This window comes from Halomonas sp. 111 (assembly GCF_052379685.1).
GTDB lineage: Bacteria > Pseudomonadota > Gammaproteobacteria > Pseudomonadales > Halomonadaceae > Vreelandella > Vreelandella citrativorans.
Genome location: NZ_JBQSYV010000053.1, coordinates 1 through 1,102, shown reverse-complemented (window position 1 = coordinate 1,102; position 1,102 = coordinate 1). Strand labels below are relative to the sequence as shown.

The 1,102-nt window shown below is 55.4% G+C and carries 1 protein-coding gene; it reads left to right on the top strand.

Annotated features, from left to right (window positions below; all coding sequences use genetic code 11):
- Positions 1 to 102: 102 nt before the first annotated feature.
- Positions 103 to 1,095 (top strand): IS30 family transposase, encoded by a 993-nt coding sequence (locus tag ACT3T7_RS18385; RefSeq protein WP_442353203.1) that lies wholly within the window; start codon positions 103 to 105, stop codon positions 1,093 to 1,095.
- Positions 1,096 to 1,102: the final 7 nt, after the last annotated feature.

Sequence of the window (1,102 nt, the reverse complement as noted above, 5' to 3'; positions counted from 1 at the left end):
CCTGGATTCATAGAATAACCGCAGCACTTTGGATCGCACAGTAGAGGAAGGAGGGTCAGCGCCGGTACCCTCTCGACTTTACCGACCAAAGTGAAGCAGAGAATGGGATACCGACAACTGACCCAGGCCCAACGATACCAAATTTTCGCTTACCTTGAGACCGGCATCAGCCAGCGACAGATAGCCAAGGCTATTGGGGTTCACAGCAGCACCATTAGTCGGGAGATAAAGCGCAATGGGCTTACTGCTGGCTATGCGCCTGAGCAGGCTCAATTGAGAAGTGATCAGCGTCGATGCAGCGCCTGGAAAGTGACGAAGCGATTGCCCAGCTTAATTCAATGGGTCACTGATCAACTGAGGGACGAATGGAGTCCCCAGCAAATTAGTGGCTTCATGGCGAATGCCAACGGGGCTTGCGTAAGCCATCAGTGGATCTATGCGTTAATCTGGGACGACAAGAAACACGGCGGCGAATTATGGAAGCGACTCCGTCTACCACGCCAGCGGCGCTATCAGCGCCGGCTGGCCAAGCATGCGGGATTGGGTAAAATTCCACACCGGGTAGGCATTGAACAACGTCCCGCCGAAGTGGAAGAAAGGCGCCATATCGGCCATTGGGAAGGCGATACGGTGCTCAAGGGCCACAAAGAATCCGGCCTGGTGACCCTGGTCGAGAGACGCAGCGGATACCTCTTGGCAGCGCGCCTGCCGACGATCACGGCCACAGGAACGGCCAAAGCGATGACCCGGTTATTAAAACCACGCCGAGGTGCAGTACAGACCATCACCTTGGATAACGGCTCGGAATTCGCCGAGCATCGACAGGTTGCCAGGGCCGTCTCGGCCAAGACCTATTTTTGCGACCCATACCGCTCATGCCAGCGTGGTACCAATGAAAACACCAACGGACTGATTCGCCAATATTTCCCGAAAGGGACGGACTTCCGAAAGGTGAGCGACTCAGCACTGAGGCGAGTCGTTGCCAAGCTGAATAATCGCCCCAGAAAACGCTTGGGGTATCGGACACCGGCACAAGTGTTCCTGGGAGAGTATTCAGGAGCGCTGAAAACCGCGGGTGCTGCGCTTAATGTTTGAATTCAGG